The organism is Micromonospora sp. NPDC005979 (assembly GCF_040614415.1).
In the GTDB taxonomy this organism is placed as follows: domain Bacteria; phylum Actinomycetota; class Actinomycetes; order Mycobacteriales; family Micromonosporaceae; genus Micromonospora.
Window position 1 is genome coordinate 525,788 of the sequence record NZ_JBEXUR010000003.1, and the last position, 24,496, is coordinate 550,283.

Consider the following 24,496-nt stretch of genomic DNA (forward strand, 5'->3'; position numbering starts at 1 on the left):
GACGTCGCCCAGACTCCGCCGCCTGCCACGAGGGCGGCAGGGCCAACAGTTCGGGCGGTACCAAAGATTCGCTCACAGGAAGTCAACTCCATAGGGCCTGAGGAAGTCGCGTGCCGCAGAGAGGTTGGGCATGTGCTCGTCGAACCAGGCCCCGGACTGGCCCCTCTTCATGGGGTGCGCTGGATCCGCTGCCGCCTGCTCCGCCGCCTCACGCAGTTGGCGCAGCTGATCCGGAGTCAACGTGCGTCCACCAATCTGGACCGGCACGTCAGCATTGGCAATCCGATCGATCGCATACGCCTTCGGCTCAGTTTTGGTCATGCTGAACAGGCCCTTCAACCCCTCGTCGGTCCCGATGCGGTAGCTCACTGCCCGTCCTGCGGGATTTTCACCCCGCCATGTAACCAGCCGGCGCAGCTGATCGGGGTTCTCACTGATCTTATTGGCCACCGTCTGCGCGGTGGCCTTGACCTCGTCCAAATGCACCTTGCCGTCCCTGGTCTGGTACACCAGATCCGACTCGGGGACGTCACCGGTACTGACCACTTTACCGTTGCCGAGATCGACGAGCTCATTCTTGACGCTGATACCGATCTTCGAGCCAGGCATCAGGTCGGGGCTGTTGAGAACCTCGTTCGCGGCACGTAGCTCAGCGGCCGCTCCGACTGCGGCGGAACGGTCGCCACCCAACTGTTCCATCATGTCGCGCAGGACCTGGGCCTGCCGATCCGCACTGCCTGCCAATCGCCCGGAATCCTGTAGGTCGACGAAGTCCCGGACGGCGCGGTTGGCCACACCGTCCGGCAGGTCGCTTCGGGCGAGCAACTCCAACGCCTGGGCTCTCGCTGCCGGATTGAGCCGCTCGGCCTGATCAACGAAGCGCTGCTGCTCATCCGGCGTGAGGTTCCGCCCGCGATCGGGGATTCCTCCGCCCGGCGGGTTCCCGTCGGGGGCGTTGCCGTCCGGGAAGTTGCCACCCGGCCCGTTGCCCTCTGGGAGGTTGCCACCAGGGCTATTGCCCTCAGGGAGGTTGCCACCAGGGCTATTGCCCTCAGGGAGGTTCCCGCCCGGGGTGTTGCCGTCTGGGATGTGCCCACCAGGGGCGTTGCCGTCCGGGATGTGCCCGCCGGGGGTCAGGTCACCTGGGACGTGACCGCCCGGCGTGTTCCCGCCAGGTACGTGGCCGCCCGGCCCGTTGCCCCCGTCCATGTGCATCGCGTCGCCACCGCGGACGTTGGGCATCTCGACGTCGAAGCCACGCCCGATCGGCACGTCGCCGGCGATCGCCGGGACCAACCCGAGCTGCGGGATCTTGATGTCGAACTTCTTGGCGAAGTTGATGGCCACCTCGCCGACGGTGGGCAGCTTGTCGAGCCAGTTACCGGTACGGACCAGCGCGGCGCTGATCCGCGCGGCGGTGGCGCTGCCTCGAATGGTGTTGACCGCCGCTCCCGCACCGCGCAGCCCGGAGCCGGCACCCTTGGTGCCGATGACCGCCGAGACGATGTTGAAGGTGGCCATCCCGGCCGCCTTCGACTTGTCCTCACCCCAGGTGTCGTACGCGATGATGCTCTTGCCCGCGTTGAGCAGGAGGTTTCCCGCCTCGCGCTGCTCCATGAACGGCATGCCGACCGTCTGGTCGATCACGATCGTCACCGGGTTGACGTAGATGGAGACCGCCCACACGAACTTGCCGAGCCCCAGCCACGACTGACCGGCGGTGCCCCAGCTCCATTCGCCGGTGGTGGGATCGCGGCCGATCAGCCCGCCCAGGTCTTGAAGCATGGTGACGAAACTGATGCCGATGCCGACGAAGTACGCCCCCACGTCGCCCCAGAAGCCGCGGTCGTGCTCCTCGTTGCTGCCCCACGGCAGAGCGCCGTCCTCACCGGCGGCGGCGTTCAGCGTGTCGGCGGTGAAGCCGTACTCGCCGTCTTCGGCCTGGCCGTCGGCGTTGTCGGCCCGGTACTGGCGGCCGCCGTACAGCGCGTTGATGGTGTTGGCGCACTTGCGCTGCGCCTCGAAGAACGCGGCCACCTGCGTGTTCACGGCGGTGATCAGGCCGTTGTGCTTGTCGACCTTGCCCTGATCGTCGCGCCAGTCCTCGTCGTCCTTGATCGAGCCGACGAACTCCTCCGCCTGGCCCTTCAGCGCGGCGAGTTGAGCCTTGATCTCCTTGACCTCGGTGGCGTACGTGGCCAGCGCGGCCCCGACGGCCTGGATGTCCTCGCCCACCGAGGCCGACACCGTACGCACCGGGCCGGTGGCGGCGAAGAGCTGCGCTGCCTCCGGCGCCTTGTACACCGCCGCCAGCCCCTGCCAGGTGCTGTCGACCGCCTGGCCGGTGTTGGCGAAGTCGACGCCAGCGGTCCGAACCGTCTGGGCATGGGTGGCCAGCGCATCCATGTTGCCGGGGATCTGCGGAATCTCCCCCGGGTTGATCATCGGGGCACCGCCCCACCGCCCGGCCCCGGCATCGTGGCCGACGGGTCGGGTGCCGCCGCCGCGCTGCGCTGCGCGTTCGCCGCCATCTCCAGGTCACCTTCGACGTAGGCGTTCGTCGCCTGCGCCGCTGCCTGCATGCACGCCCCCGTGCGAGTGAACACGAACTCGAGATCCGTCCGAATCGACTCCACGAAGCCCTGAAGCGCCTGGCCCACGATCTCCGAACTGGACTCGGTGGCAGATCCCTCCAACGCCGAGTTCAAGCTCGTCATCTGCCCTTCGAAGGGCATGGCCGCGGCATGGGTACGAGTCAGGACGTCGCGCACTCCACCGGGGGAGATATCCCACGCGCTCACGCTCGTGCTCCCTCGTCAACAACTCGTCGGATAACGACTCAACCGATCGACTGCACCGCAGAGCGGGCGCGGGACAGCGTGGTGTTCGCCGTCTCGTCGTTCTTCGTCATGGTGGTCTTGACCAGGTCGATGATCGTGCGGACCTCGCCCGCTGCCCGGTTCCACCGGTCCTCGACGGTCCGGTACTCCTCGGAGACTCCATCGGCCTGGAAGTCGGCCATCGCGGCCGCGACGTCGGAGCTGCGCTGCGAGATCAGTGACTCGAGCCGCCCGATGATGCCGGCGAGGTCGCCCTGTACCTGCTGCGACGTGCCGGTGTCGAAACTGCGTCGGTCTGTCATGACTTGTCACTCCCCGTGTCAGCGGCTGCTGGAGAACCTGGCGGCGTCAAAGTTCGCGGTGCCCTCGGACGACCTGGCATTGTCCGACATCTCGGTGTCACCCTGGCCGAACGAGGAGTCCATTCCACTCTGGCCGCCCAGAATCGCACCGAGAGCGGAGTTGAGTTCGGCGGTGATCGAATCGGCGTTGGCCTTGAACGAGTCGAATGCCACCCGCCCGGCCCCGTTGAAGTTGCCCTGCAACGGCTCCGCCGCGGCGATCAGTTGCTTGATCAAAGAACCGAGATCATCGGAGGAACCTTGCGTCTGCTTGGTCAGACTGCCGAGCGTCTGAGCCCCCATGTCGAACTTCATGCCACCACTCCCCGCTCTTCGGCCGAACGTCCGCCATCAATGCTACGAGATCCACGCCACTTCATCCTCAGTGGATTTTCGGTGGGATGGCGTTTGCCGGGAAATGCGCCGTGGCAACACGGCAACCCGGCTTGACCTCGACCCGGCATGCGGGAAGATCACGTCCGAGGGTCGACAGCCGACGACCCCCCGGTGTCGCTCCGCCCGGCGTGCAACGGCACGAAGACGCGGGCAGCGGCAGAGATGTTGTCGCACCCCCGTGCTACTCGTAGTCAGCCGGCCTGCACGCCCTCCCCACTGGCTAGTTGTCCACCTCGGACTGTGCCGGGTCAGCTCCATGGTTGAGATATCGAGGCGTGCCTCCGATCGGAAGGTAGACGGTGACGACCTACGAAGCGACGTTTCAGCACTGTGAGCTGATCCGAAGGAAGATCAATGAACTAGGCGCTCGACTGGTCGAATCCCAGGCACAGCTCTACACCGCCATTGACCGCGACTACCGTGACGGTCGGCTGGACATGGACGACCTCGCGCTCATCTACGAGCGGGCACGTGGGCTCGGCCCTGGATTTACCACCAAATGGGATGAGCACATGTCCGTACCCGCCGGCCAGGTGCAGTACCACTGGCGCAACCGAGTCAAGACACGGCCGAACGCGCCCGGAGGCACCCACTGGCACGGGCCCTATCCATTCGAAAAAGACACCGTTACTCCCCATCGGGGACAGGCGGTCGTGTATGTGCTGTACGACGCCGCCGCGCATCCAATCTACGTCGGAAGCACGAAGGCATTCAGAGATCGGATGCGAACGCACCGGAGAGACGGCAAGCCGTTGAGGTCGTGGCTGGCCTACCCGTGCGATAGCCGGGAGGCGGCATACCTGCTTGAGAGCAGGCTCCTCAACGAGCGGCGGCCGTCGATGAACCGCACAGGTGGTGGCGCGGCAGCCTGAGAGCGACTGCCGCTCGAGGCCGGCACCACGGACGGCAGCGTGATCCCACCTCGGAAACGGCGGAAGCCCAGGTCGATGACCTGGGCTTCCGTACCGAGCCGCCTGACGGAATCGAACCGTCGACCTACGCATTACGAGTGCGTCGCTCTAGCCGACTGAGCTAAGGCGGCAACGATCAGCAAGTGTACGGCACCCCGTACCCCTGGGCCGAGCGGGATACCCCCGACGCTCCCGCCGCCACCAAACGGACAAGCACCGCCATCCGGCCAATTACCGGACAGCACTACACGCGGACCGGTACTACGCTGCGGCGGGTGACTGACGAACGCGACGATCACCCGGCACCGGCGGACCCGCAGCCCGACGGCGAGCCGGCTCCTCGCCGCCCACGCTCCACCGACCCGCTGGAACTGGGCTTCACCCCCCGCAAGCCGGTGCCGTGGCTGGCGCCGTTCCTGTTGATCAGCACCGGCATCCGGACGTTGCTGGCGATCCTCTTCGGCGCGTACCTCGACAAGCGCGAGTTGCAGAACGCCTTCGGCGACGACATCTTCCGCCAGGCCGGACCGGACGGTGGGCTCTGGCTCGACTACGTGGCCGACCTCGGCGACGGTTTCCACGCCACCTACTCCGTCGCGTACCTGCTGGCGCAGCCGGAGCTGACCGTGGACGGGCACCGGCTGCCCCGGGCGCAGACCCTGGTGATGGGCGGCGACCAGGTCTACCCGTCGGCGGCCTACGCGGAGTACGAGAACCGCTGCAAGGGGCCCTACCAGGCGGCGCTGCCGGCACCGCCGCCCGACCGTCCCACGCTGTTCGCGGTCCCGGGGAACCACGATTGGTACGACGGCCTGACCGCCTTCCTGCGGCTGTTCGTCCGCTCCCGGGACCGTAACTTCGCCGGCTGGCGTACCGGGCAGTCGCGGTCGTACTTCGCCGTGGAGTTGCCGGCCGGCTGGTGGCTGCTCGGCGTGGACGACCAGTCCGGCTCGTACCTCGACGATCCGCAGTTGGCCTACTTCGACGAGGTGGCCCGGCGGCTCAGCCCGGAGTCAAAGGTGATCATCGCGACGCCGTCGCCGACGTGGGTCAAGGCCGCCGACGACCCGACGGCGTACGACTCGATCGACTACTTCGTCCGCACGATCATCGACCCGACCGGGGCGCGGGTGCGGCTGCTGCTCTCCGGGGACCTGCACCACTACGCCCGCTACGCCGGGCACGACCGGCAGTTGATCACCTGCGGCGGTGGTGGGGCGTATCTGTACCCCACGCACAAGCTGCCCGAGCGCCTCGAGGTGCCACCGCGCGACACGCTGGCCCGGCGGGCCAGCCGCTCCCAGCCGTACGACCTGGTGGCCCGCTACCCGGACGCGGCCCGCTCGCGCCGCTACGGCTGGGGCATCTTCGGGCGTCTGCCGTTCCGCAACCCGGGCTTCGCGACTCTGCTGGGCACCCTGCACACCCTGCTGATGCTTGCCATGGCGGGCGCGACGGCCAACTGGGGCGACAGCAGCGACCAACGGCTGTTCAGCGTCCCACTGGTGCTGATGGTGCTGGTGACGGTGATCGCGGCGATCCTCTTCGCCAAGCCGCCCAGCGCCAGCGGCAAACGGCACGCCCGGCACTGGCTCCTCGGCGTCGGCCACGGTGTGGCCCATGTGGCGTTGGCCGCCGGCGGCACCTGGGTCTGGTTGGCGCTGCCGTTCTACGACTGGCCGTGGCCGCTGCCAGCGGTCGCCGCCGTGGTGGTGTACGGCCCGGTCATCGGGCTGGTGGCGAGTCAGCTGGTTGCGGCGTATCTGCTGGTGGCGGGCGCCTTCGGGGTGAACGTCAACGAACTGTTCGCCGGCCAGGGCATCGAGGACTCCAAGTCGTTCCTGCGGCTGCGCATCGACCCGGACGGCACGCTCACCGTGTACGCCATCGGCGTCGACCGGGTGTCCCGGGACTGGCAGGTCAACCCCGACCAGTCCCCCACGGCCAGCTGGCTTCTCCCCAAAACCCCCCTAATCCCCCACCTAACAGAACCCCCCGTGATCCTGTCCTGACCGGACCATTAGTTGATCAAGAGGTTTGCATCATCCCGAGCCCGAATTTTGACGCAAACCTCTTGATCAACGCGGGCTGGCGGGTGGGGGGTGGGGGGTCGGGGTGGGGGCGGGTGGGGTTAGGGGGTGTAGTGCTCCTCGTGTGCCTGTCTCGGTCCGCAGACGGAGGCGCGGGAGCAGGAGCAGCGGGAGCCGTCCGCGTCGAGGCGTACGGTCACCGCGTCGCGGGGCACGCTGTGGCCGACCACTCGACCACTGCCCTCGGGCGTCGTCACCCGACTGCCGACGGCGGGCGCGGTCTCCTGGAAGCGCTGATACAGCGGATGTTCGTACTTGAGGCAACACATCAGTCGACCGCAGGCTCCCGAGATCCGCAGCGGGTTGAGCGGCAGGTCCTGGTCCTTGGCCATCCGGATGGTCACCGGCTCGAAGTCGGTGAGGAACGTCGCGCAGCACAGGTCACGACCACACGAGCCGATGCCGCCCTGGACCCGGGCCGAGTCGCGCGCCGAGAGCTGGCGCAGCTCGACCCGGCAGTGCAGGGTGGCGCCGAGGTCGCGGACCAGTGACCGGAAGTCCACCCGGTGCGGGGCGGTGAAGTAGACCGTGCTGCGCTCGCCACCGCCGTCGGCGGAGCCGAGCACATGGTCGACGGCCACCACCTTCATCGGCAGGCCGTGCGCGCGGATCAGCCGTTTGGCCGCCACCTTCGCCTCAGCCTTACGACGGCGCAGCGCCTCGTCACGGCGCAGGTCGTCGTCGCCGGCCAACCCCACCAGCCGGGGGAAGCCGTCGGTCTCCTCGCTCACCCACTGGGCGGCCCAGACGCACTCGGCGACCTCAGGTCCGTCGTCGGTCGGCACGAGCACCCGGTCGCCCACCTGGGGACGCAGTTCACCCGGGTCCAGGTAGTAGAGCCGCCCGTACCGGTTGAAGCTGACCGCGCAGAGCATGCCCATCCCCCCACCCTACGACGGATCACCGCGGAGAACGCGGCGGGCGCTACCCCATCTCCATTCATGACCGTCGACTCGACCGATTGCCGGGCCACCCGTCGTGCCGATGATCCTCGCCCGGACGGTTGAATCCGTGCCCGGGAAGGGGACAAACGCTGCCGGACAGCGTTGAGTGGAGACAGACCTGCGGGGGGTGCAGGGGGAAGACCACGGCGTCGCCGTGTGCGCCGGCTCTGCTCTGGCGCCCGCGAGCGACGCCGTGGCCTGCCCGCGAACCAACACCACACCAGCCCCGAGCAACGCCGTGGCCTGCGCGGGAACCCAACCACCACCAGCCCCGAGAAACGCCGTGGCCTGCGCGGGAACAACCACCACCAGCCCCGAGCAACGCCGTGGCCTGCGCGGGAACCCAACCACCACCGGCCCCGAGCAACGCCGTGGCCTACCCGCGAACCGACACATCAGGGCCTGAGTAACGCCACGAGCCGACCACAGAGCAACACCAGGCCGGAAAGCGGGCGCCGGATACGGCTACCAGCCGACCCGGGTGTGCTGGTCGTACCGGGCGCGCTCCTGGGTCGGCGACCGCCAGGTGGACTCGGCCAGGCTCGGCGCCCACTGGCGCAGAAGTGTCTCGGCGCCGTCGTACGCGACGCAGAGCACCGCCAGCACCCGCGCGGCGATCTCGGCGGCGTCGGCGACGCCCGGCCCGACCGGCGTCAAACGGTTCGGTGGGCCGGCGGCGCTGGCGGCGACCACGGCCACCGCCTCGGCCGAGCGCAGCAGGTCGGCCAGCGTACGGGCGAGGGCGAGACGGCTGCCCTCCACCCAGTCGGCGAGCGCGTCCGCGTACCCGGCGGTGGATTCCATCCGCCCGACCAGGCTCTCCGGCCCCTCGTCCAGGTGGCGCAGCAGCGCGGCACGCTCCTGCCCGTACGCCGAGGCGGCCGGCCCGGACCAGAGCACGGGATCGGTGAGCGCGGCGCCGACGTCGTCGTACCCCCGGACGAGCCGGCGCACGGCGTGCCCGGCGCTGACGAGCGGCGCCGGGTGCAGGTCGAGGAAGCCCCGGACGGCGTCGCCCGGCAGTACCTGCATCCGGCGGAGCAGGGGCCACACCCGGTGCCCTTCGGGAACACCGGCCGCGAGCAACGCGTCCACCCGGCGCAGCAGGTCGAGGCCGGGTTCGGCGAGCCGGTCCAGTGGGTCCATCACGGCTCTCCGGTGATCCGGCGGCGGGCCGCGCGGTCGACCTCGGCGTACCGGTCGGCGGCCTCACGGACCGCCGAGGCGGCGGCGGCGAGGCGGCCGGCGGCGGCTCGCGCCTCGCGGGCCCGGTCGTCGGTGGCGGCGGCCCACTGCCGGTGCAGGGCGCGACCGATCTCGCCGGGACGACCCGGGGCGTCCGCGCCGAACGCGGCCTGGGCCGGATCACTGGCGGTGACGGTGTGGGACAGGGTGGTGAGCGTGGCGCTCGCCTCGTCGAGCCGGGCGGAGAGCGCGCGCAGCGTGTCCATGTCAGGCCCCCGCGAGCGGTCGGTAGGCGGCGAACGTCTCGTTGTGCAGCTTCTCCCGGGCCCACTCGGCCGCGTCCGCCGCGGCGGTGACCGCGGCCTGCACCGAGCCGGCCACGTCGCGCGGGCTGCGGGCGTGCAGTGGCCCCAGGAACCGGACGTCGGTGATGCGCCCGGCGGCGGTGACCACCACCTCGACCAGCCCGTCCGGCGAACGGACGGTGACCTCGACCGTCGACACGGCCTGGTCGAACTCGGCCTGCAACGACTCGATACGGCGGTAGCGCCGCACCGCCTCCTCGATCCAGGCCTCGTCGATCTCCCCCCGCGGCATCGGCGACTCCTCCCGGATGGATCATCACTGAGCGTGCCGCCACCGTCACCACGGCACACCGGACCGTACCGCACAGCAATCGCACGTGTCGATGGCTGTGGACAACCGGCGGAAGCTGCTGGTCAGCCCTTCCAGAGGGCGAGCATCATCGCCTCGACGGCGATGCGCGGCTTGACGTTCGCCTCGATCGCGGCACGGCAGGCGAGCACGGCCTCCAGCCTGCGCAGCGACCCCTCGGCGTCCCACTTCTGGGCCCCGGCGCCGGCGAGCGCGGCGGTGTCGGTGTGCACCGGGTCGACCGGTGCCCGCAGCGCCATGGTGAGCGCGTCACGGTAGAAGCCGGCCAGGTCGACGAGCGCCCGGTCCAGCGCGTCGCGCTGGGCGCGGGTGGCCCGCGACTTCTGCCGCTTCTCCAGCTCCTTGAGCTGACCGGCGGCACCCCGGATCGCGCCGGCCGCGCCCCGGCCGGTGCCGCCCGCGCCGAGCGCCGTCTCCAGCGCCGCCCGTTCGGCCACGTCGGCCTCGGCGACCGACGCCTCGGCCTCCGCCTCGGCCGCCTCGATCAGCGCGGACGCCGCGTCGAACGCAGCGCCCACGCCGGTCAGCCGGCGCGGCACGGCGAGCACCGCCTCACGCCGCTTGCGGGCCTCCGGGTCACGGGCCAACCGGCGGGCCCGACCCACGTGCCCCTGCGCGGCCGCCGCCGCCCACCGCGCCACGTCGGGCGCGATGCCGTCCCGACGGACCAGCACCTCGGCCACCGCGGTGGCCGGCGGCTGCCGCAGGGGTACGACCCGACAGCGCGACCGGATGGTCACCGAGATGTCGTCCGGGTGGGTGGACGGGGCGCAGAGCAGGAAGACCGTCCGCGGTGGCGGCTCCTCGATGGCCTTGAGCAGTGCGTTACCGGCTGCCTCGGTGAGCCGGTCGGCGTCCTCGATGACCACCACCTGCCAGCGCCCGCCGGACGGGGTGCTGGCCGCGCGGAGCACCAGCGCGCGCATCTCGCCGACGCCGATGGAGAGCCCCTCCGGCACCACCAGCCGGACGTCGGCGTTGGTCCCGCCCATCGTGGTGTGGCAGCCGGGGCACTCGCCGCAACCGGTGCCGTACGCACACTGCAGGGCCGCGGCGAAGGCGCGCGCGGCGACCGAGCGACCGGACCCGGGTGGCCCGGTGAAGATCCAGGCGTGGGTCATCCCGGTGCCCGGGTCGGGGGTGCCGGCCCCGGTTTCGGCCTCGCCCGCCGCGACGAGCGCGGGCGTCCGGTCGGTCGCGGCGGCACGCAGCACGGCCGCCGCCGCGGCGGCGGCGCGGCGCAGTTCGGTCACCGCCTCGTCCTGACCGACCAGGTCGGCGAAGACGTCCGGCATCAGGTCTTGTGCTCCATCGTCACCAGCTCCGAGTCGGATAACTCAGGCTGCACCGAGGTGTCCGGGCCCTGCGCGGGTCGGGGGTGCACGATGCCGCCGGGCTTGCCCAGCATCTCCTGGACGCGCCGCACCACCAGCCCAGTGATCTCGCCGACCGGCCGGGACGCGTCGAGCACCAGGTAGCGCTTCGGGTCGGCGGCGGCCAGGTCGAGGAAGGCGTAGCGGACGCGCTCGTGGAAGGCGATCGACTCGGCTTCGAGCCGGTCGGCCTGCCCGCTGCGCGAGGCGACCCGGGACAGGCCGGTGCGCGGCTCGACGTCGAGCAGCACCACCAGGTCGGGCTTGAGGCCCCCGGTGGCCCAGGAGGAGAGCCAGGAGACCTCGTCGACCGGGAGCGTGCGCCCGGCGCCCTGGTACGCGAGCGACGAGTCGACGTACCGGTCGCTGATCACCACGTCACCGCGGATGAGCGCGGGCCGGACGACGGAGGCCACGTGGTGCGCCCGGTCGGCGGCGTAGAGCAGCGCCTCGGCGCGTGGGGACGGCGCTTCGTCGCCGGAGGTGTCCAGCACCAGCGACCGGATCCGCCGGCCGACGCCGGTGGCCCCCGGTTCGCGGGTCACCAGCACGTCGCGCCCGTCGGTGCGCAGCCGCTCGGCGAGCGCGGCGAGTTGGGTGGACTTGCCGGCGCCCTCGCCGCCCTCGAACACCACGAACAGCCCGGCGGAGACGAACGGCTCCGCCGGCGTCAGCGGACGGCCCCGGATCGAGCCCCAGAGGTCGGCGAGGACCGGGACGCCCTTCTTGTCGTCCATCTGGCCGAAGGCGCTGATGCCGGCGAAGATGCCGGCGGCGCCGGCCGCGAGCAGCAGCAGTCGCGTGGAGGAGACGGAGATGCCGAGGTCGGCGATCTCCAGCTTGCGCGAGCCACCGACGCCGACCAACACGCTGCTCAGCCCGATGGCCAGGATCAGCACCAGTCGGGTGCCGATCTGCACCACCGCGAACACCCGGCCACGCACCTCGTCGGCCACCTCACCGCCCAGCAGCGTGGTGCCGGCCAGGAAGGCCATGCCCGCGCCGGCGCCGACCAGCACCGCGCCGACGATCGCCATGGACAGGTGGATGGCGAAGGCGAGGGTCATCACGGCGGCGCTGGCCAGCACGATGCTCATGCCGAACCAGCGACGCCGGGACATCTCCTTGACGACCATCGGGCCGAGCCCGATGCCGAGCGCCAGACCGACGAAGATCGCGCCGAAGAGCAGCGAGAACGCGGCATCGCCGGCGCCCAGTGAGTTGGCGAAGAACTTGGCCGTGCCGACCACGATGCCGCCGCCGGCGAACGCGCCGAAGATGCCCAGCACCAGGCCGCGGACGAGCGGGGTCTGGCCGATGAACTTCCAGCCCTCGGAGAACTGCCGGAACATGCTCTGCTCGGAACGCCCCGCCTCGCCGCGCTGCGCCTCGCTGATCTCCTTGATCCCGAACGCCACCACCAACGCGGTGGCGAGCCGGGAGAAGGCGTTGAACCAGAGTGCGAGTTGAGCCGGTTCGGCCCAGGAGGGTAGGTCGCCGCCCACCGCGCCTCTGACCCCACGGTCGAGCACTGCGAGGCCGATGGCGGCGGCCACCGGGGTGAGGCCGTACGTGGTGATCAACGTGAGCTGGTTGGCCGCCTCCAGGCGGGCCCGGGGGATCAGGTTGGGGACCGCGGCCTCCTTGGCCGGGATCCAGAGCAGGGTGAGCGACTCGATCAGGAAGGTGGCGATCAGCGCCCAGCCGACCACCAGACCGCCGGCGGCGCCGCTGAGCGCGTAGAGCGGGATGGACGCGAAGAGCACGAAGCGCAGCAGGTCGCAGATGACCATCGTCCAGCGCCGGTCGAACCGGTCGGCGAAGACGCCGGCCACCGGGCCGAGCACCAGCGCGGGCAGCAGCCGGATCGCGGTGACCCCGCCGAACGCGGCACCCTGGGCGGTGCTGCCCTGCACCTGCGAGGCGGCGAAGAGGGCGGTGGCAAGCAGACCGAGCCAGTCACCGAAGGAGGCCGCGCCGAGCACGATCCAGAGCCGGCGGAACGGCCTGATTCGCAGTACCGACCGGATCGCGGCGTAGCCGGACGCGTCGACCTGACCACCGCTGGACTGGTTGGCGGCGCTGCCCGACTGGTCCCCCGCGCGCGACACGCCGGGCGACTCGCCGCTGTTCTGGCTTTCGATGGCCGTACCTCCACGTGCCGGCCCATCGCTGGGCACCCCCGGTGGAACACTCTAGACCCGGTGGGGGCCGCCCCACCGGCGACATTCTCCTGCTCGCTGAGCCTAGGCCGCCGACGGCGTCGACCGCAGCCCGGGACGTATGCGAGGGTATTTCGCATTCATCGTCGGACAGTTAGCGTGCACACGTGGCCATCGAAAGCGACAAACTGCGCGAGCGCCTGGACCGGGCGACCGCCCATCTCGACCCCCCGTACGCCGTGGTGGATCTCACCGCCTACGACGCCAACGCGGCGGCCCTGGCCGACCGCGCCGCCGGCAAGCCGATCCGGCTGGCCAGCAAGTCGGTGCGCAGCCGGGACCTGATCGCCCGGGCGCTCACCCGGCCCGGCTGGCAGGGTGTCATGGCGTTCACCCTCCCCGAGGCGATCTGGCTGGTCCGGGCCGGTCTGAGCGACGACGTGTTGGTGGCGTACCCGACCGCCGACCGGGCGGCCCTCACCGAGCTGGCCGCCGACCCGACACTCGCCGCCGCGATCACCCTGATGATCGACGGCACCGGCCAGCTCGACTTCATTGACGCGGTCCGCGCCCCGGGGCAACGCGCCGAGCTGCGGCTCTGCCTGGACCTGGACGCCTCCTGGCGACCGCTGCGTGGGGTGCACGTCGGCGTCCGCCGCTCACCGGTACACAGCGCCCGGGCGGCCGGCGCACTCGCCGCCACCGTCGCCGGCCGCGCCGGCTTCCGGCTGGTCGGGCTCATGTCGTACGAGGCGCAGATCGCCGGCCTGGGCGACGCGCCGCCGGGGCGGACGCTGCTGGCGGGCGCGATCAGGCTGGCCCAGCGCGGCTCCTACCGTGAGTTGCTGGCCCGCCGTGGCGCCGCGGTGGCGGCGGTACGCGAACACGCCGACCTCGAGTTCGTCAACGGCGGCGGCACCGGCAGCGTGGCCGCGACCAGCGCCGATCCCGCGGTCACCGAGGTCACCGCGGGATCGGGCCTGTACGGGCCGACGCTGTTCGACGCGTACCGCGCCTGGCGGCCCACCCCGGCGGCGTTCTTCGCCTGCGCGGTGGTCCGCCGACCGACGCCGGAGTTGGCGACCGTGCTCGGCGGCGGTTGGATCGCCTCGGGCCAGGCCGCCGACAGCCGGCTGCCCCGACCGTGGCTGCCGGCCGGCCTGAAGCTCGTCGGCACCGAGGGCGCCGGCGAGGTGCAGACTCCCCTCTCCGGCGCGGCGGCGGCCACCCTGCAGGTCGGCGACCGGGTGTGGTTCCGGCACGCCAAGGCGGGTGAGCTGTGCGAACGGGTCAACGAGCTGCACCTCGTCGAGGGGGACGCGGTCGTGGCGACCGTGCCCACCTACCGGGGCGAGGGCCACGCGTTCCTCTAGGTGGCCGCGTCGCCAGGTCAGGCGGACCGGGCGGCCTCGGCGCGCTGCTCGCTCTCGCATCCGTCGACCTGGCGGTGCAGGTACTCCCGGATCAGCGCCTTCGCCTCGAGCAGGACCCGCTCGTCGCCGTCGGACTTCCGTCGGAACGCGAGCTTGATCAACGCGTCGGCGGCCTCCACGGCGATCTCCAGGACGAAGCGCAGCTTCGGCACGTCGGTCAGACCGAAGCGCTCGGTGAGCACCCGCGCCAACTGGTCGGCGATGACGCCGTTGTTGTCACGCTGCTCGTCGAGCAGGTGCAGGTCGACCACGTCGCCGAAGTGCAGGGTACGGAAGCCGGGGACGGTGCGGTGCATCGTGATGTACTCGTCGATTCCCGCGTCGACGCCGTCCCACCAGTGGGTCATCTCGTCGGAGGCGAAACGCTCGTCGAGCCGCTGGAGGTAGGACTCCATCGTGCGCAGGGTCAACGCCTGCACGATCGCCCGCTTGTCCGGGAAGAACTGGTAGACCGACCCGATCGCCACTTCGGCGCGCTCCGCGAGCAGGGTCGTGGTCAGCCCCTCGTACCCCACCTCGTCGACGAGTTCGGCGCAGGCGTCCAACATGCGCTGTACCCGCGCGACACTTCGACCCTGCACCGGTACGCGGCGCAGCGGCCCGGTCGTGGCGGCTGGTGTGGACACTCGGCGCCACCCCCCTTCGACGGATGAACATATCTCTTGGTCACGAGTCCGTGACTACCGGTACAACGAGCGGACCGCAATTGCGGTATTTACCAGGGACAACGTTCCTGATATGAAGTCAGTTCATATTCATGAATGAGGAGCGCGCATGGTCGGCACCGCACCGCTCACCGCCGGATGGTCCAACTGGGCCGGCAACCAGCGTGGCAGCGCCACCGCCATCCTGCGCCCCGGCTCGCCGGACGACGTGGCGGAAGCCGTCCGGGACGCCGCCGCCGCCGGAGGCCGGATCCGCGTCGCGGGCAGCGGCCACTCGTTCACCGCCGTCGCCCTCGCCGACGACCGGCGGATGGAGTTGTCCGAGCTGGAGACCGGCGTCAGCGTGGACGTCGCGCGCCGACTGGTCACCGTACCGGCGGGAATGCCCCTGCACGCGCTCAACGGACTGCTCGCCCGGCACGGCCTCGCGCTGCCCAACCTGGGGGACATCGACGCGCAGACCATCGCCGGCGCCATCTCCACCGGCACCCACGGCACCGGCGCCGGCTACGGCTGCCTCTCCACCTTCGTCGAGGCCCTCACCCTGGTCACCGGCACGGGCGAGGTGCTGCGCTGCTCAGCGGACGAGCACCCGGACGTCTTCGCCGCCGCCCGGGTCTCGCTCGGCGCGCTCGGCGTCCTGATCGAGGTGACCCTACGCTGCGTGGACGCCTTCGTCCTGCACGCCCACGAACGCCCCGCCGCCCTCGACGACGTGCTCGGCGACCTGCCCTCGCTGATCGGCCGGCACGACCACGTCGAGTTCTACTGGTTCCCCTACACGTCCCGGGTCCAGGTCAAGGCCAATGACCGGGTACCCGCCAACGACCGGCCGCTGTCCCGCTGGCGCGGCTGGCTGGACGACGACTTTCTGTCCAACCGGGTCTTCGCCGGGGCCTGCCGCCTCGGCCGCGCCGTGCCCGCCCTGGCACCCGGCATCAGCGCCGTCTCCGCCCGCGCGCTCACCGAACGGCGGTACACCGGACGCTCCGACCGGGTGTTCTGCACCCCGCGCCGAGTCCGCTTCGTGGAGATGGAGTACGGCCTCCCCCGCGCGGCGCTACCCGAGGCGCTCGGCGCGCTGCGCCGGATCGTGGACGGGCTCCCGTTCAAGATCCTCTTTCCGGTCGAGGTGCGCTTCACCGCCGCCGACGACATCTGGCTGTCCCACGGCTACGGCCGGGACAGCGCGTACATCGCCGTACACCAGTACGTCGGCATGCCGTACGAGCCGTACTTCCAGGCGTTCGAGAAGGTCGCCGCCGCACTGGGCGGCCGCCCGCACTGGGGCAAGCTGCACTACCGCGACGCGGCGTCCCTCGCCGAGGCGTACCCCCGTTTCGCCGACTTCCAGGCCGTCCGCGACCGCCTGGACCCCCACCGCGTCTTCGCCAGCGGGCACCTGACCCACATCCTCGGCGCCTGAGGGCGGCGTCCGCCCGTCAGACGTCCAGGACGACCCGGCCCCGGGCACCCTGCTCGACCAACTCGTGGGCCTCGGCGATCCGTGCCAGCGGCAACCGGGCGGCGATCGGGTAGCGCAGGTCTCCGGCGACGAGCGCGGCCGTCAGGTCGGTCGCGGCGGCCTCGTTCGCCGACTCGGGGAAGTCGTCGTTGCTGAGGAACCGGACCGTGATGTTCTGAAAGCCCAGCGGCCAGTACGGGATGGCGGGTTCGGCGGCCACGGTCGCGTAGGTCGCGATGACGCCACCGACGCGGAGGATCTCCAGGTTGGTCGCCAGGTTGGCGTCGAAGGCGAGTTCGGCCACCCGGTCGACAGGTTCCCCGCCGGTGCGGTCGAGGATCCGGGCGGCGACGTCGCCACCGGCGGTGTCGACCGCGTGGTGCGCGCCCGCCTCCAACGCCTCGTCGACCTGCTCCGGCGTACGGACCGTCGCGATCACGGTGGCGCCGCCCCGGCGGGCCACCGCCAACGCGGCCCGTCCGACCGCGCCGAGGGCACCGGTGACGAGGACCCGCTGCCCACGCACCGGACCGTCGGCGAAGATCGCCCGATGGGCGGTGATGCCCGGGATCCCGAGCCCGGCCGCCTGCTCGTCCGGCACCTCGGCGGGCAGCGGTACGGCGTGCCGGGCCGGCACCACCGTGTACTCGGCGGCGGTGCCGAACGGGCGGTACGACTGGGCGAGGAAGACCCAGACCCGTTCGCCGACGCGGGACGCATCGACACCCGGGCCGACGGCGTCGATCACCCCGGCCCCGTCACCGTGTGGGACAACCCGGGGAAACGCCATTGTCGACCCCCACCAGCCCTGCCGTTTGCCCAGGTCACCGACATGGATCCCGGACACCGACACGCGGACCCGGACCTCACCGGCACCCGGCGAGGGGTCGGGCAGCTCGCCGACCTGGAGTACCTCGCGGGCCGGGCCCTGCCGGTCGTACCAGGCGGCGCGCATCAGGCACCCACCACGTCGGTCGTGGTGCCCTGCTCGGAGCTGATCACCTCGTCGATCAGGGAGAAGAACGCCTGGATGCCGGGTTGGTTCGCGCCCTTGCGCCGGGACTCGGCGAAGTCTTCGGGCGAGGCCCAGAAGACGATGTCCAGCCACTCCCCGGCATCGAGTCGGATCAGCCGTGCGCCGAGGAAGCCGGCACGGTCGGCCCGGAAGTCGTCGAGCATCGCGGGCCGTGCGGCCAGCAGGGCATCGGCGCGCTGCGCGGCCACGCGGAAGCGGGTGATCTCAACGGTGGTCATCGTCCTCAATCCGTTCGGGTACGGGGAGCCGGGTCCTGGACACCCAGCATCAGCCTGAGCTGGGTGAGCAGGACGTCGCGGAAGTTCGCGGGTGACGGCGTGGCATGGTGCTGGACGCGCGAGACGATCAGACCGGCCAGAGCCGCGAGCAGGAAGTCCGTCACCGCGTCGGCGTCGTGGGTCAGCGTGAACGCCCCCCGCTCGGCGCCCTCGCGCACGGCGGCCAGGAAGGGTGCCCGGTACCGTGCCAGCACCTCGGCGCTGTGGTCGCGGAGTTCGTCGTCGCGCATCGCGGATCGCCAGAACTCGACCAGGATCCGTCGGGCGCTCTCCGAGTTGTGCAGGCTCCGGTCGGTCAGGGCGACCAGTCGTCTCCACGGGTCGGCCTCGGCGACCGGAACCGCGTGCAGGGCGGCGACCTCCCGGTCGGTGAACACCTGCATGGCCACGATGATCATGTCCTCCCGCGACCCGAAGTAGGTCTGGAGGGTGCTGATCGCGACGCCGCCGGCCGCCGACACGTCCGCGAACCGCGTGTTCTCGTACCCGCGCGATGCGAGCACGTCCATCACGGCGTCGAGAACGGCACCCCGCTTCTCCCCGCCCGCACGCCTCGTCCGACCGATCGGCATGGCAATACGGTACGGCGATACCGACTCAACGGGTAGGCGCGCGATCTCGGGTGTGGTGCAGCGCACCCTGGTCCCGAGCCGCGTCCTCGGCGGCGGCGCTCAGCCGCCCGACGTCACCACCTGGTCCGGGCCGGCCCCCAGGGCCCGGACGTAGCCGAGCACCCGCTGGTACGCCTCCCGGTAGTCGCCCCGCAGACCTGGTGGGGTGCCCGGGTCGGCAAGCGCTGCGGTCAGGTCGACCAGCCGGAGGGCCGGCGCCAGGTCGGTCCAGGTGGGCAGTGCCTCCATCCGGGTCACCGTCCAGCGCCCCGGCGCGGTCTCGGTGAAGGTGGCCCGGGCCATCACACCCTCGCGGTTGTCGTCGATCGGCGTCTCGTGCCGGGCCAGTTCGTTGCCCATGCCGAAGACCACCCACTTGTCGCCGAAGCGCTGGAACGGCTGCACCGCGTGGGCGTGATGGCCCAGGATGAGGTCCACGTCGGGCGAGGAGATCAACTGCTTGGCCCACGCCCGCTGGTCGGCGTCCGGCAGGTGTTGGTACTCGGTACCCCAGTGCAGGCTGAGCACGACGATGTCGGCACCGGCGACCCGGGCCTTGTGGGCGGCGGCGAGGATCTCGGCCGGCTTGATCAGGTTGGCCAGCCACGGCTTGCCCGAGGGGCGGCTCAACCCGTTGAAGTTCAGGCTGTACGCCAGGTGGGCGACGCGGACGTCGCCGACCTGGTAGATCCGGGGCCGGGCCGCTTCGGCGGCGCTGCGGGCACTGCCGGTGTGCCCCAGCCCGACGGCGTCGAGTGCGCGGAGTGTCCGGGTCACCCCGTCGGCACCCTGATCGAGGGTGTGGTTGGAGGCGGTTGAGCAGCCGTCGAACCCGGTGGCGCGCAGCGCGTCGAGCACCTGCGGGGGCGCGTTGAACGACGGATAGCCGGCGAACGGGCCGGCGGAATCGGCCAGTGGCGTCTCGAGGTGGCACAGCGCCAGGTCGGCGTCGCGAACCACCGGGGCGACCCCGGCGAACATCGGGGCGAAGTCCATGCCACCGGCGCCGGCACCGTCCCGGCGCGCCTGTTCGGTCACCGCGGGATGGATCAGAACGTCACCCGCGGCGACCAGTCGCACGGTCCGCGGGTTGGCGGGATCGCGGGTCGGCCCGGGGGCGACGGCCTGCGGGGAAGCGCGCGACACGGTGGCGCCGGCTGGCGAGGGATCGTCCGCGTCCGTCGCCCGGATGCCGACGACGGCCACGGCGAGCAGCAACGCACCGGCAGCGGCACCGACGAGCACGCGGCGGCGCGGGACAGGGAGTGCGAACATTCCCTCACGTTAGGCAGTCCGCGCCAGAGCCCCGACACCAAACTGGACATTTAACCCATTTGGGGTGAAGTGCTCCCTGTCACTCCTCGGCAGGGCTGGCGGTTGCCTTCTTCGGGGCCGCCTTCTTCGCCGGGGTCGCCTTCCTGGCCGCCGTCGCCTTGGCGGTGGTGGTCTTCTTCGCGGCGGTGGACTTGCTGGCGGCGGCCGTCTTCTTGGTGGCCGTCGCCTTCTTCGCTGGAGCCTTCTTCGCCGGAGCCTTCTTCGCCGCCGCCTTCTTGCGCGGGGCCGGGCCCTTGGCCCGCTTGTCGGCCAGCATCTCGGACGCCTCCTCGATGCTCAGCGCCTCCGGGGTCTGCCCGCGCCGCAGGGACGCGTTGACCTCGCCGTCGGTGACGTACGGGCCGAACCGCCCGTCCTTGATCACCAGCGGCTTCTCGGTCAGCGGGTCGACGCCCATCTCGCGCAGCGGCGGCGCGGCGGCCCGGCGGCCCCGGGTCTTCGGAGCGGCCAGCAGGGCCAGCGCCTCGTCCAGGGTGACCGTGAACATCTGCTCTTCGGACTCGAGCGAGCGGAACTCCTCGCCCTGCTTGACGTACGGGCCGTAGCGACCGTTGTTGGCGAACACCTCGACGCCGTCGGGCGCGACGCCCACCAACCGGGGCAGGCTCAGCAGCCGCAGCGCCTCGTCGAGGGAGAGCGAGTCCGGTGTCTGCGAGCGCAACAGCGACGACTTGCGCTCGCCGCTGGAGACGTACGGGCCGAAGCGGCCGGACTTGAGCACGATCGGCTCGCCGGTGGCCGGGTCGTCGCCGAGCTTGCGCTCGCCGCTGCCGCCGAGGAACAGCTCGTGCACCTTCTCCGGGGTCAGCTCGTCTGGGGCCAAGCCCTCGGGGATCGGCGCCCGGTCACCCTGGGAGCCGGACTCCTCGCCCTCGGCCGGAGCGGCCGGCGTCTCGCCGGGAACCGCCCGCTGGAGGTACGGCCCGTACCGGCCGACCCGGACGACGACCTCCCGGCCGTCCTCGTCGGTGAAGAGCGGGATCGAGTTGACGCTGCGCGCGTCGATCTCGCTCAGGTTCTCGGTGACCAGCTTCTTGAGCCCACCGGAGCGGGCGATGTCCTGGTCGCCGGCGCCGTTGGAGCTGCCGAAGTAGAACGCGGTGAGGAAGTCGACCGCGGCGTGGTCACCGCCGGCGATCTCGTCCAGCTCGTTCTCCATGCTGGCGGTGAAGTCGTAGTCGATGAGGCGGGGGTAGTGCCGCTCCATCAGGCCGATCACCGCGAAGGCCAGGAACGTGGGGATCATCGCCTGACCGCGCTTGGTGACGTACCCCCGGTCCTGGATCGTCTGCATGATCGACGCGTAGGTGGACGGGCGGCCGATGCCCAACTCCTCCAGGGCCTTGACCAGCGACGCCTCCGTGTAGCGCGACGGCGGCTGGGTGTGGTGGCCCTGCGCGGCCAGCTCGTCGGCGGTCAGCGGCTGGTCCTTGACCAGGGTCGGCAGCCGGCGCTCGGCGTCCTCGGCCTCGGCGTTCTCGTCGTCGCTGGACTCGACGTACGCGCGCAGGAAGCCCGGGTCGGTGATGGTCTTGCCGGTCGCGCCGAAGTCGGCCTCCTCCTGCGAGGTGGAGACCGCGCGGATGCGCACCGAGACGCTGGAACCGACGGCGTCGGTCATCTGCGAGGCGATGGTGCGCCGCCAGATCAGCTCGTAGAGCTTGAACTCCTCGGCGGACAGCTCCTTGGCCACCTCGCCCGGGGTGCGGAAGTTGTCCCCCGCGGGGCGGATCGCCTCGTGCGCCTCCTGGGCGTTCTTGACCTTGCCCGTGTAGCGGCGGGGCTCCGGCGGAACGCTGCGCTCGCCGTACAGCTCGACGATCTGCCGGCGGGCCGCCGAGATGGCGGTCTCCGACAGGTTCACCGAGTCGGTACGCATATAGGTGATGTAGCCGTTCTCGTAGAGGCGCTGCGCGGTACGCATCGTCTGCTGCGAGGACAGGCGCAGCTTGCGGGCCGCCTCCTGCTGGAGCGTCGAGGTGATGAACGGCGCGTACGGGCGGCGACGGTACGGCTTCTCCTCGACCCGGGTGACCGTGAACGGCCGCCCGTCGAGCCGGGCGGCCAGACCCCGGGCACCGCCCTCGTCGAGGTGGACGACGCCCGCGCCGGCCCGGACCTTGCCCGTGGTGGGCTCGAAGTCCTTACCGGTGGCGATCCGGTCGCCGTTGAGCGCGATCAGGGTGGCGTTGAAGGTGCGCGGCCCCTCACCGGCGTTCGCCACGGCGAGGGTGGCCAGGATGTCCCAGTACTCGGCGGTGCGGAACGCCATCCGCTGCCGCTCCCGCTCCACCACGATCCGGGTCGCCACGGACTGCACCCGGCCCGCCGAGAGCTTCGGCATGACCTTCTTCCACAGCACCGGGGAGACCTCGTAGCCGTAGAGACGGTCGAGGATGCGCCGGGCCTCCTGGGCGTCGACCAGGTCGCGGTCGATCTCCCGGGGGTTGGCCACGGCGGCCTGGATCGCCGGCTTGGTGATCTCGTGGAAGACCATCCGCTTGACCGGGACCTTGGGCTTGAGGGTCTCGACCAGGTGCCAGGCGATGGCCTCGCCCTCGCGGTCCTCATCCGTCGCCAGGAAGATCTCGTCGACCTCCTTGGACAGCTTCACCAGCTTGCTGATCTGCTGCCTGCGGTCGGCCGAGACGACGTAGAGGGCGTGGAAGCCGTTGTCCACGTCCACCCCGAGGCGGGCCCAGGACTCGCCCTTGTACTTGGCCGGCACGTCGGCGGCGTTGCGCGGCAGGTCGCGGACGTGACCGAAGCTGGCCTCCACGACGTACCCCGGGCCGAGGTAGCCCGAGATCGTCTTGGCCTTCGCCGGTGACTCGACGATGACCAGACGGGTGGTTCCAGCGTTGCTCGGCACGTCTCTCCCCGACCTCACTCCTGCTCGTGGACGGCCGGCGCCTTACGACAGCGACCGCTCTCGACCCCGCCGTGGCACCGGCGGTCCGGATGTCCAACGTAACGCGCCGTCCGCGTTTCGGGTTTCGCGGGCGGCAATCCGCTGCGGCGCGGCGGTCGACTCCCGCCCGCCGTGCTCGACACTGCCGGACGGCGCCACCGTACACCGTGGGTAGGCCTCGGAGCGGGTCCCTGTGACGATGCGGGACCCCCAACCAGCCCATCCAAGCCCAGCTGTCCAACACCAGACACCTCACCCCACTTCCCTCCCGCACCCCTCCCGCGCCCCTCCCGCTCGCGTCGATCATGGGGTTGTGGTGGGCGTTTAGGCCCCGAAGGCGAAGTTCGTCCACCACCACAACTCCATGATCGACGCGAGCGGGAGGCGGGCGGCGGGCTGCGGGCGGCGGGCGGGGCGGGGGGCGGGGGCGGTCAGGGCCAGGCGTTGGGTGGGGTTGCGGGCGGGGGGGCGCCGACCAGTTCGGCGAGGCGGGCCAGGCGGCGGCGGCCGGTGATCCGGTAGGCCGGGCCGCCCTCGTCGGGGCCGAGCAGGGTGCCGGCCAGGCCGGCGGCGGTGAGAGCCGCGCCGATCGCGTCCCAGGATCGCTGGTCACCCGCGCCGAGGCGGAGCAGGAAGCCGCCGGGCGGCTCCGGCGTCCCGGCGGCGGCGAGCCACAGCCGCAGCCGCCGGCCGGTCAGATGGAAGGCCGCCGGCGGACGCTTCGCCGGGCCGTCCAGCCAGGCGACCGCGAGCGGCTTCAACAGCCGGGTGTACGACGTCCGCACGGTGTGTCGCTGGTCCTCGGTCGGCTCCCAGCTCGCGGCCAGCCCACGCAGCGCCAGTTCGGCGACGAGCACGTGCACCCGCCAGGCGGCGTCCACCCGTACCGCGAGACGGGCGGTGCCACCCATCCGGACGACCTCGCCGGGTCCGGCGAGCAGCCCGGCCAGATCGGCGACCGCCGGTTCGGCGGCATCCGCGCCGAAGAAGACCAGTTGCCGCCCGGCGTCGTCGGCCCGAGGTGGCGCGGGGACGCTCGACTCCGACCGGTCCGGGCCGCCGCGTCGCCGGCCCGAACCAGGCCGCCGCGAGCCGGGCCGCGCCGGGTCGGTGCCCGACGGATCGGTGCCCGACGGATCGGTGCCCGACGGATCGGGCTCGGGTACGGGGAACAGCGCCGGCAGCGACTGCGCGGCCGGCGTATCACCGAGCCCGTTCAGCGACACTCGGGCACCTCGTCGAAGGCCTGTTTCAGCTCCTCGGAGTTGAGCTTGCTGGTGTCCAGCGCGCTGGCGTCGTACTCCTTGTTCAAAGTGTCCACGGCGGCCCGGACGCCGTCGTAGAAGGCGGCGGGCTCACCGGTGCCCAACCCCTCGATGGTGTCCCGGGCGCGGCCGTAGGCGTCCCGCATCTTCTCCAGCGACCCACGGAAGCCGGCGGAGATGGCCTCACCGTTGTCGGTCTCCGGGATGCCGGCCTGCTCGACCTTGCGGCGCGCGGTCTCGCTGGCCTGTTCCGCGCCGCCGAAGAGCCGCACCAGGTTCTCCTTGGCCTGCGCCGGAGTGGTCTGCGCCGTCATCTGCTGATCGGTGCTGCTGGTCAACTTGCTGATCTCGGAGCGCCACGGGGTGAGCGCGCCGCAGACCGAGGCCGCCCAGGCCCGTGGGCTGGGCCCCCCGCAGCCGGTGAGGACGACGACGAGCGTGGCCAGGACCACCGTGAGCTTTCCGACGGCAGACGCCCGGCACGTACGCATGCGTTGCAGCGTACGACCTTCGGCCAGGTGTGGCACCGGGCCGGATGGCCGGGGTCCCCGCCCGACGGGTGCGTCGAGCGGGGACCCCG

Annotated in this window: 22 protein-coding genes and 1 tRNA gene; 4 read left to right on the forward strand and 19 right to left on the reverse strand. The window is 71.3% G+C overall.

The genetic code is table 11. From position 1 onward, the window contains the following. Nucleotides 1-72: 72 nt before the first annotated feature. Genes ABZ272_RS08615 through ABZ272_RS08630 form a run of 4 tightly spaced genes read right to left on the reverse strand, consistent with a single transcriptional unit; the run spans nucleotide 73 to nucleotide 3,496 of the window. The gene (locus tag ABZ272_RS08615; protein WP_355049250.1) at nucleotides 73-2,445 is read right to left on the reverse strand and encodes a hypothetical protein; all 2,373 of its coding nucleotides are present in this window, start codon (nucleotides 2,443-2,445) and stop codon (nucleotides 73-75) included. Further along, complete coding sequence (locus tag ABZ272_RS08620; RefSeq protein ID WP_355049251.1) at nucleotides 2,442-2,801, reverse strand: DUF6507 family protein; 360 nt, start codon at nucleotides 2,799-2,801, stop codon at nucleotides 2,442-2,444. Before ABZ272_RS08620 ends, ABZ272_RS08615 begins: the two co-directional genes overlap by 4 nt. Before the next feature lie 38 nt (nucleotides 2,802-2,839). Next, nucleotides 2,840-3,142, reverse strand: a complete 303-nt coding sequence (locus tag ABZ272_RS08625; protein WP_355049252.1) for a pore-forming ESAT-6 family protein — start codon at nucleotides 3,140-3,142, stop codon at nucleotides 2,840-2,842. Nucleotides 3,143-3,160: 18 nt separating this feature from the next. Continuing rightward, a complete protein-coding gene (locus ABZ272_RS08630; RefSeq protein ID WP_355049253.1) occupies nucleotides 3,161-3,496 on the reverse strand; it encodes a hypothetical protein in 336 nt (111 codons plus the stop codon). 380 nt (nucleotides 3,497-3,876) lie between these two features. On the opposite strand from ABZ272_RS08630, the gene ABZ272_RS08635 reads away from it, so the two are divergent. Further along, nucleotides 3,877-4,449, forward strand: a complete 573-nt coding sequence (locus ABZ272_RS08635) for a hypothetical protein (RefSeq protein WP_355049254.1) — start codon at nucleotides 3,877-3,879, stop codon at nucleotides 4,447-4,449. A 96-nt stretch (nucleotides 4,450-4,545) separates the two neighbouring features. On the opposite strand, the gene ABZ272_RS08640 is transcribed toward ABZ272_RS08635, so the two are convergent. Then, nucleotides 4,546-4,619: transfer RNA gene (locus ABZ272_RS08640), tRNA-Thr, on the reverse strand. A gap of 144 nt (nucleotides 4,620-4,763) precedes the next feature. On the opposite strand from ABZ272_RS08640, the gene ABZ272_RS08645 reads away from it, so the two are divergent. Next, complete coding sequence (locus ABZ272_RS08645; protein ID WP_355049255.1) at nucleotides 4,764-6,500, forward strand: metallophosphoesterase; 1,737 nt, start codon at nucleotides 4,764-4,766, stop codon at nucleotides 6,498-6,500. 119 nt (nucleotides 6,501-6,619) lie between these two features. On the opposite strand, the gene ricT is transcribed toward ABZ272_RS08645, so the two are convergent. The 6 genes from ricT to tmk all read right to left on the reverse strand — a co-directional run bounded on the left by ricT (nucleotide 6,620) and on the right by tmk (nucleotide 12,767). Next, the gene (gene ricT / locus ABZ272_RS08650) at nucleotides 6,620-7,459 is read right to left on the reverse strand and encodes a regulatory iron-sulfur-containing complex subunit RicT (RefSeq protein WP_355049256.1); all 840 of its coding nucleotides are present in this window, start codon (nucleotides 7,457-7,459) and stop codon (nucleotides 6,620-6,622) included. Nucleotides 7,460-7,987: 528 nt separating this feature from the next. Then, nucleotides 7,988-8,668: a hypothetical protein gene (locus ABZ272_RS08655; RefSeq protein WP_355049257.1), complete on the reverse strand. Its 681-nt coding sequence runs from the start codon at nucleotides 8,666-8,668 to the stop codon at nucleotides 7,988-7,990. After that, the gene (locus ABZ272_RS08660) at nucleotides 8,668-8,973 is read right to left on the reverse strand and encodes a hypothetical protein (RefSeq protein WP_355049258.1); all 306 of its coding nucleotides are present in this window, start codon (nucleotides 8,971-8,973) and stop codon (nucleotides 8,668-8,670) included. Before ABZ272_RS08660 ends, ABZ272_RS08655 begins: the two co-directional genes overlap by 1 nt. Before the next feature lies 1 nt (nucleotide 8,974). Then, a complete protein-coding gene (locus ABZ272_RS08665; protein ID WP_355049259.1) occupies nucleotides 8,975-9,304 on the reverse strand; it encodes a YbaB/EbfC family nucleoid-associated protein in 330 nt (109 codons plus the stop codon). A 122-nt stretch (nucleotides 9,305-9,426) separates the two neighbouring features. Continuing rightward, the gene (locus tag ABZ272_RS08670; RefSeq protein ID WP_355049260.1) at nucleotides 9,427-10,677 is read right to left on the reverse strand and encodes a DNA polymerase III subunit delta'; all 1,251 of its coding nucleotides are present in this window, start codon (nucleotides 10,675-10,677) and stop codon (nucleotides 9,427-9,429) included. Beyond that, nucleotides 10,677-12,767 carry a dTMP kinase gene (tmk, locus tag ABZ272_RS08675; protein ID WP_355049331.1) on the reverse strand — a complete coding sequence of 697 codons (2,091 nt, stop codon included), beginning with the start codon at nucleotides 12,765-12,767 and terminating at the stop codon, nucleotides 10,677-10,679. Before tmk ends, ABZ272_RS08670 begins: the two co-directional genes overlap by 1 nt. Before the next feature lie 317 nt (nucleotides 12,768-13,084). Here tmk and ABZ272_RS08680 point away from each other — a divergent pair, with 317 nt between their 5' ends. Then, the gene (locus ABZ272_RS08680; RefSeq protein WP_355049261.1) at nucleotides 13,085-14,290 is read left to right on the forward strand and encodes an amino acid deaminase/aldolase; all 1,206 of its coding nucleotides are present in this window, start codon (nucleotides 13,085-13,087) and stop codon (nucleotides 14,288-14,290) included. Between the two features lie 17 nt (nucleotides 14,291-14,307). On the opposite strand, the gene ABZ272_RS08685 is transcribed toward ABZ272_RS08680, so the two are convergent. Further along, nucleotides 14,308-14,898 (reverse strand): TetR/AcrR family transcriptional regulator, encoded by a 591-nt coding sequence (locus ABZ272_RS08685; RefSeq protein WP_355049332.1) that lies wholly within the window; start codon nucleotides 14,896-14,898, stop codon nucleotides 14,308-14,310. Nucleotides 14,899-15,124: 226 nt separating this feature from the next. Between ABZ272_RS08685 and ABZ272_RS08690 the strand changes: the two genes are divergently transcribed. Next, a complete protein-coding gene (locus ABZ272_RS08690) occupies nucleotides 15,125-16,441 on the forward strand; it encodes a D-arabinono-1,4-lactone oxidase (RefSeq protein WP_355049262.1) in 1,317 nt (438 codons plus the stop codon). Between the two features lie 16 nt (nucleotides 16,442-16,457). Here the strand turns inward: ABZ272_RS08690 and ABZ272_RS08695 are convergent, their stop codons facing one another. The 7 genes from ABZ272_RS08695 to ABZ272_RS08725 form a co-directional block, all read right to left on the reverse strand. After that, nucleotides 16,458-17,435 (reverse strand): NADPH:quinone reductase, encoded by a 978-nt coding sequence (locus tag ABZ272_RS08695; RefSeq protein WP_355049263.1) that lies wholly within the window; start codon nucleotides 17,433-17,435, stop codon nucleotides 16,458-16,460. Then, entirely contained in the window at nucleotides 17,435-17,734 is a 300-nt protein-coding gene (locus ABZ272_RS08700) for an antibiotic biosynthesis monooxygenase (RefSeq protein WP_355049264.1), read from the reverse strand. Before ABZ272_RS08700 ends, ABZ272_RS08695 begins: the two co-directional genes overlap by 1 nt. A gap of 5 nt (nucleotides 17,735-17,739) precedes the next feature. Then, nucleotides 17,740-18,366, reverse strand: a complete 627-nt coding sequence (locus ABZ272_RS08705) for a TetR/AcrR family transcriptional regulator (protein WP_355049265.1) — start codon at nucleotides 18,364-18,366, stop codon at nucleotides 17,740-17,742. 99 nt (nucleotides 18,367-18,465) lie between these two features. Next, entirely contained in the window at nucleotides 18,466-19,680 is a 1,215-nt protein-coding gene (locus ABZ272_RS08710; RefSeq protein WP_355049266.1) for a CapA family protein, read from the reverse strand. Between the two features lie 79 nt (nucleotides 19,681-19,759). Continuing rightward, entirely contained in the window at nucleotides 19,760-22,612 is a 2,853-nt protein-coding gene (gene topA, locus ABZ272_RS08715) for a type I DNA topoisomerase (protein WP_355049267.1), read from the reverse strand. A 470-nt stretch (nucleotides 22,613-23,082) separates the two neighbouring features. Then, a complete protein-coding gene (locus ABZ272_RS08720) occupies nucleotides 23,083-23,877 on the reverse strand; it encodes a hypothetical protein (protein ID WP_355049268.1) in 795 nt (264 codons plus the stop codon). After that, nucleotides 23,868-24,407: a hypothetical protein gene (locus ABZ272_RS08725; protein ID WP_355049269.1), complete on the reverse strand. Its 540-nt coding sequence runs from the start codon at nucleotides 24,405-24,407 to the stop codon at nucleotides 23,868-23,870. Before ABZ272_RS08725 ends, ABZ272_RS08720 begins: the two co-directional genes overlap by 10 nt. Between the last annotated feature and the right edge of the window lie 89 nt (nucleotides 24,408-24,496).

What these genes read in the sequence shown, in the direction of transcription:
- ABZ272_RS08625 (WP_355049252.1), bottom strand. Translation starts at nt 3,142, where the DNA reads ATGACAGACCGACGCAGTTTCGACACCGGCACGTCGCAGCAGGTACAG.
- ABZ272_RS08630 (WP_355049253.1), bottom strand. Translation starts at nt 3,496, where the DNA reads ATGAAGTTCGACATGGGGGCTCAGACGCTCGGCAGTCTGACCAAGCAG.
- ABZ272_RS08655 (WP_355049257.1), bottom strand. Translation starts at nt 8,668, where the DNA reads ATGGACCCACTGGACCGGCTCGCCGAACCCGGCCTCGACCTGCTGCGC.
- ABZ272_RS08665 (WP_355049259.1), bottom strand. Translation starts at nt 9,304, where the DNA reads ATGCCGCGGGGGGAGATCGACGAGGCCTGGATCGAGGAGGCGGTGCGG.
- ABZ272_RS08710 (WP_355049266.1), bottom strand. Translation starts at nt 19,680, where the DNA reads ATGTTCGCACTCCCTGTCCCGCGCCGCCGCGTGCTCGTCGGTGCCGCT.
- ABZ272_RS08685 (WP_355049332.1), bottom strand. Translation starts at nt 14,898, where the DNA reads ATGTTGGACGCCTGCGCCGAACTCGTCGACGAGGTGGGGTACGAGGGG.
- ABZ272_RS08670 (WP_355049260.1), bottom strand. Translation starts at nt 10,677, where the DNA reads ATGCCGGACGTCTTCGCCGACCTGGTCGGTCAGGACGAGGCGGTGACC.
- ABZ272_RS08700 (WP_355049264.1), bottom strand. Translation starts at nt 17,734, where the DNA reads ATGACCACCGTTGAGATCACCCGCTTCCGCGTGGCCGCGCAGCGCGCC.
- ABZ272_RS08695 (WP_355049263.1), bottom strand. Translation starts at nt 17,435, where the DNA reads ATGCGCGCCGCCTGGTACGACCGGCAGGGCCCGGCCCGCGAGGTACTC.
- ricT (WP_355049256.1), bottom strand. Translation starts at nt 7,459, where the DNA reads ATGGGCATGCTCTGCGCGGTCAGCTTCAACCGGTACGGGCGGCTCTAC.
- ABZ272_RS08660 (WP_355049258.1), bottom strand. Translation starts at nt 8,973, where the DNA reads ATGGACACGCTGCGCGCGCTCTCCGCCCGGCTCGACGAGGCGAGCGCC.
- ABZ272_RS08725 (WP_355049269.1), bottom strand. Translation starts at nt 24,407, where the DNA reads ATGCGTACGTGCCGGGCGTCTGCCGTCGGAAAGCTCACGGTGGTCCTG.
- ABZ272_RS08705 (WP_355049265.1), bottom strand. Translation starts at nt 18,366, where the DNA reads ATGCCGATCGGTCGGACGAGGCGTGCGGGCGGGGAGAAGCGGGGTGCC.
- ABZ272_RS08615 (WP_355049250.1), bottom strand. Translation starts at nt 2,445, where the DNA reads ATGATCAACCCGGGGGAGATTCCGCAGATCCCCGGCAACATGGATGCG.
- ABZ272_RS08690 (WP_355049262.1), top strand. Translation starts at nt 15,125, where the DNA reads ATGGTCGGCACCGCACCGCTCACCGCCGGATGGTCCAACTGGGCCGGC.